The following is a 6,357-nucleotide window of genomic DNA, read 5'->3' as shown; positions in this document are numbered from 1 at the left end:
GCGCCGTGTCGTGGTGACAGGTCTGGGTTTGGTGACGCCGCTCGGCGGTGACGTCGAGACGACGTGGGCCAATATCCTGGCGAGCAAGAGCGGCGCTGGGCCGATCACCCGGTTCGACGCCAGCGACCAGAAGTGCCGCATTGCCTGCGAGGTCAAGCCGGCCGACCATGAATATGGCTTTGACCCCAACAAACGCGTCGACCACAAGGTCCAGCGGCAAGTCGATCCGTTCATCATCTATGGCATCGATGCGGCCGGACAGGCGCTCGAGGATGCCGGGCTCACCGACATGGACGAGGAAACGCGGATCCGTACCGGCTGCTCGATCGGCTCGGGTATTGGCGGGCTTCCGGGGATTGAAAGCGAATCGCTGGTGCTTGCCGAGAAGGGGCCAGGCCGGGTCAGCCCGCACTTCGTTCACGGCCGCCTGATCAACCTCATTTCGGGCCAAGTCTCGATCAAATACGGGCTGATGGGGCCGAACCACGCCGTCGTCACCGCTTGCTCGACCGGCGCCCACTCGATCGGCGACGCAGCGCGGATGATCAAGGACGACGATGCCGACATCATGCTTGCGGGTGGGGCCGAAGGGACGATCAACCCGCTCGGCGTCGCCGGCTTCGCCCAGGCGCGTGCTCTCAACATGAGCTTCAATGACCGACCGCAGCAGGCCAGCCGCCCTTACGACAAGGGCCGCGACGGCTTCGTCATGGGCGAGGGCGCGGGGGTCGTCGTGCTCGAGGAATATGAGCACGCCAAGGCGCGCGGCGCGAAAATCTATGCCGAGGTTGTCGGCTATGGTCTGTCGGGCGACGCCTATCACGTCACTGCGCCCCACCCCGAGGGCAAGGGCGCCGAGCTGGCGATGCGGATGGCGCTGAAGAAGGCCGGCATGGAGCCGTGCGACATCGATTACATCAATGCCCACGGCACCTCGACCATGGCTGACACGATCGAACTTGCTGCGGCAAAGCGCGTGTTCGGTGACGATTTGTGCGGCGCGTCGATGAGCAGCACCAAGTCGGCGATCGGGCACTTGCTCGGCGGCGCCGGGGCGGTCGAAAGCATCTTCTGCATCCTCGCCATGCGCGACCAGATCGTCCCGCCGACGCTCAACCTCGACGATCCCGATGAGGGCACTGAGGGGGTCGACCTGGTTCCGCACAAAGCCAAGAAGCGCGAGGTCAAAGCGGTCCTCAACAACAGCTTCGGTTTCGGCGGGACCAACGCCAGCCTGGTGATGAAGGCGGTGTGAAGAAGCTCGTCGTTCTTGGCGTCGCCCTGGTGCTGGCGGCGCTGGTCGGCATCTGGATGACTTGGTGGAGTCCGGGGCCGAAAGCGGGCCCCCACCACATCGTGGTCGAAGAAGGATCGAGCCTCGCTTCGGTCGCGCGCCAGCTCGAGCAGGCCGGCGCGATCCCGGGCAGTGCCAGCACGTATCGAGTGATGGCGCGGCTGCTCGGCTCGGGCGATCCGGTCCAGGCCGGCGAATTCGAGGTTCCCAGGGGCATGGGCGGCGCGGCAGTGCTCGATTTGCTCCAGCACGGGCGACCGGTGCAGCGGCTGATCACCGTCACCGAAGGCATGCCGTCGATTATCGTCCAGGAAAAGCTGGCCGCTATTCCATACCTCAGCGGACCCGCGACGGTTCCCGCCGAGGGGTCGCTGCTGCCGGATAGTTATGGTTATGAGCGGGGCGAACCGCGGGCCGCAATCATCGCGCGGATGCAAGCGGCGATGGCGAAGACGCTCGACGCGCTATGGACCAAGCGTAAACCCAATTGCCTGGTCAATTCCAAGGCGGAAGCGGTGATTCTCGCCTCGATCGTCGAGAAGGAAACTGGCAAGCCTTCCGAGCGGCGAATGGTCGCCGGTGTTTACTGCAACCGGCTGCGGATTGGCATGAAATTGGATGCCGACCCGACCGTCATCTATCCGATTACCAAGGGCAAGCCGCTTGGCCGGCGCATCCTGCGCTCCGAGCTCAATGCCGATACCGGCTACAACACCTACAAGATGCCGGGCCTGCCGGCGGGGCCGATCGCCAACCCCGGTCGGTTAAGTATCGCCGCGGTGCTCGATCCGGCGGCGACCAAGGCGCTCTATTTCGTCGCCGACGGCACCGGCGGCCATGTCTTCGCCGACACCTTGGCCGAGCACAATGCGAACGTCGCTAAATGGTACGCCATCCGCCGCGCCCGCGGGGACATGTAATCGCGGACGGCTTGGCCGAAATGAGACCAAAGCAGCGTCTCCGGCACCCCTTACGATCAGTCCGGAATAAGCTCACTGGATGACGGTGACGCCCTCCTTGGCCCATTCCTTATCGACGTCGACGCCTTGCTCGGCCCACTCGGCGCGGGTCCAGCACCGGACGGTCTCAATCAGGCTGCCCGTATAGGGCTCCAGATGCATGCAATATTTGGCGCCTGCACTCGCCGTCGGAGATGGTCCCTGCGGATTGGTTTCGCGGCTTGCTGCCCACACTGGCGAAGCGACGACGATGATGCTCAAAGCCACGGCCAATGTCTTGCGTGCCATCTCGTTTCTCCTTGATCGCAACTCTGGATGCCCCGCCCTTACCGATTTGGCTAGGGCGCCCCAACATTTTCTGAGCGCACATAACCGACGCGGCGATCCTTGCCCGCATAGCCCCACGCCCAGCCGAGGCTGTTGTCGAGCATCGAGAACGGATCGCCTGGTTTAAGCTCGAACAAAGCGTCCGCATCATCCGACGGCCCGGCCAGCAGTTTCACAGATCTCTTCACCGCCCGCTCCAGCGGCTCGGCGTAATGCGACGCAATTACCCGGTGCGCGAGCGCGCAATCGGCGAGGTCTGGCCGATAAGCATTGAAAGCGGGGTCCGGCGGGTTCGATGGGCCAGCGAGCGCAATGCCTTCAGCGCTGGTGGGCGAAGGCCGCCTGGCCGATGATTGGCCGGTGGGACGCGCCGGTGTCGGCACCTTCCCGGAGGTTATGCTTGAAGCCTTCAAGAAATTCTGCCCCTTCGGCGGTCCGGACGACGAACACGTTGCGGCGATCGTCCTGATCGCGCTCGCGCTTCAGATAGCCGAGTGCGCCGAGCGTGTTCAAGGCGCGAGTGACCACGGGCTTGGACACGCCCAAAGTTCGGGCGAGACCGCGGACCGTGTGTGGCCCGGGTGAAAGATAGACCAGCATCAACAGCGCCATCTGGCGGTTGGTCAGGTCCGGCTCGCCGGAGCGGACGTAGGCGATCAGCGCCTTCATCCAGCCAGATAGCGATACCTCGCTCATGATTGATTTCTCCGTCGCGTCGCGTGCTTGGAGAATTAAACCGGCAAGCGGCCGAAATGTTGCGCCAACCGGCAGGAAAAACGGGAAAACCGCGCCGGGCGGGTCGGGTTTCTGGCTGGATCAGGCGGCCGGATAGCGTTGCGAGAGCATGGCGAAGGCCGCCCGGAGCCCCAGCGCATCGCCGCCCGTGGGCCGGCCGGGCTTGCCCTTTGGCCGCCAGGCAAACGTGTCGAAATGGGCCCAGGCGATTGTGTCGGGGACGAACCGGCGCAGGAACAATGCGGCGGTGATGCAGCCGGCCATGGTCGAACTGCTGGCGTTGGCGATATCGGCGATGTCGCTTTTGAGCATGTCGTCATAATTGTCCCACAGCGGCATCCGCCACAGCGGGTCGTCGACCGCCTTGGCGGCCGACTCCATGTCGGCGAGCACATCGTCGCTGTTGGCGAACAGCGCTGGAAGATCGGGCCCCAACGCGACCCTGGCGGCGCCGGTCAGGGTCGCGAAGTCGATCATCAGCTCGGGCCGATGCTTGTCACCGTCGCCCTCGGCGGCGCGGGCCAAAGCGTCGGCAAGCACCAGCCGGCCCTCGGCATCGGTATTGTCGACCTCGACCGTCAGCCCCTGGCGCGACGTAACGATGTCGCCCGGGCGATAAGCGTTGCCGGACACGGCATTCTCGACCGCCGGAATCAGCAAATGCAACCGGACGGGCAGGCGCGCGGCCGCCACGAGGCTGAACAGCGCTAGTGCATGGGCCGCTCCACCCATGTCCTTTTTCATCAGGCGCATGCCGGCGGCAGCCTTGATGTCGAGCCCGCCGCTGTCGAAGCAGACGCCCTTGCCGATGATCGCCACGCGCGGAAGCTTGGGATTGCCCCATTCGGCCTCGATCAGGCGCGGCGCACGATCTCGTGACGCGGCCTGGCCGACCGCGGAGATCAGCGGAAAGCCGGTGTGGAGCGCGTCGCCCGACGTGACTCGCACTGTGGCGCTAAATCGTGCGGCCTGGTCATGTACCGCCTGCTCGAGCTCGGCCGGGCCGAGATCGGCGGCCGGCGTGTCGACCAGGTCGCGGACCAGCGCCGTAGCCTCTGCGAGGCGGATGGTGTCGTCGATCTGTGCCGCTTCGCCGGTGACGAGAATTCGCGGGCCGAGCGCAACATCTTTCTTGCTGCGGTAGTTGTCGAACCGATGTTGGGCGAGGAGCCAGCCAAGCGCGGCCTTGCCCGGCAACCCCTCGGCCAGCTTGTAGGTGCCTTCGGGAAGCACCTCGCCGAGCCTGGCAAGGCACCACGGTGACAGCGCCGAAGCATTGGCGACGGCGCTAACAACCTCGAAGTCGCTGCCGCGCGGCAGGATCACATGGGCATAACCAGTTTTGCCGTCGAAACGGTGGGCTTTAATCAGCGCGCGGTCCTCGGCGCCGCGGCTCTTCACCCAGTCGGCGAAGCTTGTCTTGTCGACAAGATGGATCGTCCGTGCCTTCTGGCCGCGGTCGGGGACGAGCAGGGATGCGAAGTCAGTCATTGGGCCGCCTTAGCCGAGCTTGACCGTCAAGCAATATGGTGTGGCGGTAGCGCCCGATTTGCCAATTCCCCCCGGTCGGCTATGGTTTGGACGGGGGATTGCTCGGTGCCCCCTGCTTGCAACATTCAGCAGGGAGGACGAGCATGAGTATGTTATTTGCAGCGATGATCGGCTGGTGCGGGACGCGCTGGCCAGGTTGGTGGTGGCGCTTGCCGCGCCCGCCGGTGCCCGATCCTGAACCTTGGTGGCGCGACATCTTCGGTGGAGTCATCGGAGCGGTCGGGGGCGCCGGCGCCGTCGTCGTATTCGCACCGATGCTGGTCGACGCGTCGCTGATCGAAACGGCGACGACCGCGTTCTTCGGGGGCGTATTCCTCGGCAGCCTCGGCCACAGCCTGATGGGTGCCGCCAAAGGCTAAGCGATCGACTGGGGCGGTGCCCGCGCGGTGCCGCCCCTTGTTTGATACCTACCCCGCAAGCAAAGCCGCGGCCGACTACGCCGCGGCGAAGACGGGCACGCGGCGGCGCAGGGCATAAGCGCTGGCGGTGCTCTTGCCCGCCGCGAGGCCGAGTTATTGCGTAACTTGTGGGCATTCTGCGTTAGCTTGGGGTCGATGCGTTTCATTCCACCAGGGTAGCAAAGCTCGCTGGCGCTCGCACCCACCCCCGGTCCCTCCCTTGCAGGGATGAGAGGTTAGGCGGGCACGCCGAACAAATCGTGCTCGTCGCTGTCTTCGATGAGGGCGGCGACGATATCGCCCGGCTTGAGCGCGCCCGCATCGCGGAGGTGGACCTCGCCGTCGATCTCGGGCGCGTCGGCCTTGGAGCGGCCAGTGGCGCCGCCGGTTTCGGCATCCACCGTGTCGATCAGCACGTCGAGGGTCTTGCCGACTTTCGCCGCCAGCTTCTCGGACGAAATGCTGGCGGTCAGGTCCATCAGGCGGGCGTAGCGCTCTTCCTTCAATTCTTCCGGTACCGGGTCGGGGAGCGCATTGGCGGCGGCGCCTTCGACCGGCTCGAAGCGGAACGCGCCGACGCGGTCGAGCTGGGCCTCTTCGAGCCAATTCATCAGATATTGGAAATCCTCCTCGGTCTCGCCGGGGAAGCCGACGACGAAGGTCGAGCGGATGGCGATGTCGGGGCAGAATTCGCGCCAGCTGGCGATCCGCTCAAGCACTCGCGCATCATTGGCGGGGCGCTTCATCGCGCGCAGGATCTTCGGGCTGGCGTGCTGGAACGGGATGTCGAGGTAGGGCAGCACCAGCCCTTCGGCCATCAGCGGAATGACACGGTCAACGTGCGGGTACGGGTAGACATAGTGGAGGCGGACCCAGACATTGTTCTCCAGCGTGCCGAGCTGCCCCAGCTCGCGCGCCAGGTCGGTCATGTGGGCGCGGACGTCGTTGCCCTTCCACGGCCATGCCTGATGCTTGAGATCGAGGCCGTAGGCGCTGGTGTCCTGGCTGATCACCAATAATTCCTTGGTCCCGGCGGCGACCAGTTTCTCCGCCTCGCGCAGGATCGCGTCGGGGCGGCGGCTGACGAGGTCGC

General features: G+C 65.2%; 8 protein-coding genes. 3 read left to right on the top strand and 5 right to left on the bottom strand.

Annotation, left to right across the window (positions count from 1 at the left end; all coding sequences use genetic code 11):
• Both fabF and mltG read left to right on the top strand, forming a co-directional pair.
• On the top strand, positions 1–1,255 hold a 1,255-nt coding region (gene fabF, locus RMO25_RS05790), incomplete at its 5' end, for a beta-ketoacyl-ACP synthase II (protein WP_309661655.1).
• Positions 1,252–2,214: an endolytic transglycosylase MltG gene (mltG, locus tag RMO25_RS05785; protein ID WP_405051847.1), complete on the top strand. Its 963-nt coding sequence runs from the start codon at positions 1,252–1,254 to the stop codon at positions 2,212–2,214. The genes fabF and mltG, both read left to right, overlap by 4 nt.
• 72 nt (positions 2,215–2,286) lie before the next feature.
• Here mltG and RMO25_RS05780 read toward each other — a convergent pair whose 3' ends face one another.
• The 4 genes from RMO25_RS05780 to RMO25_RS05765 form a co-directional block, all read right to left on the bottom strand.
• Complete coding sequence (locus RMO25_RS05780; RefSeq protein ID WP_309661654.1) at positions 2,287–2,541, bottom strand: hypothetical protein; 255 nt, start codon at positions 2,539–2,541, stop codon at positions 2,287–2,289.
• 50 nt (positions 2,542–2,591) lie between these two features.
• Entirely contained in the window at positions 2,592–2,768 is a 177-nt protein-coding gene (locus tag RMO25_RS05775; protein ID WP_309661653.1) for a hypothetical protein, read from the bottom strand.
• A 130-nt stretch (positions 2,769–2,898) separates the two neighbouring features.
• A complete protein-coding gene (locus RMO25_RS05770) occupies positions 2,899–3,276 on the bottom strand; it encodes a MarR family winged helix-turn-helix transcriptional regulator (protein WP_309661652.1) in 378 nt (125 codons plus the stop codon).
• A 120-nt stretch (positions 3,277–3,396) separates the two neighbouring features.
• A complete protein-coding gene (locus tag RMO25_RS05765; protein ID WP_309661651.1) occupies positions 3,397–4,806 on the bottom strand; it encodes a leucyl aminopeptidase family protein in 1,410 nt (469 codons plus the stop codon).
• Positions 4,807–4,949: 143 nt separating this feature from the next.
• On the opposite strand from RMO25_RS05765, the gene RMO25_RS05760 reads away from it, so the two are divergent.
• Positions 4,950–5,225 (top strand): hypothetical protein, encoded by a 276-nt coding sequence (locus RMO25_RS05760; RefSeq protein WP_309661650.1) that lies wholly within the window; start codon positions 4,950–4,952, stop codon positions 5,223–5,225.
• Between the two features lie 275 nt (positions 5,226–5,500).
• Here RMO25_RS05760 and RMO25_RS05755 read toward each other — a convergent pair.
• On the bottom strand, positions 5,501–6,357 hold an 857-nt coding region (locus tag RMO25_RS05755), incomplete at its 5' end, for a radical SAM protein (RefSeq protein WP_309661649.1).

The organism is Sphingomonas sp., assembly GCF_031361285.1.
Lineage (GTDB): Bacteria > Pseudomonadota > Alphaproteobacteria > Sphingomonadales > Sphingomonadaceae > Sphingomicrobium.
The sequence above is the reverse complement of the archived record's forward strand: the minus strand, read 5'-3'. Positions and strand labels throughout refer to the sequence as shown.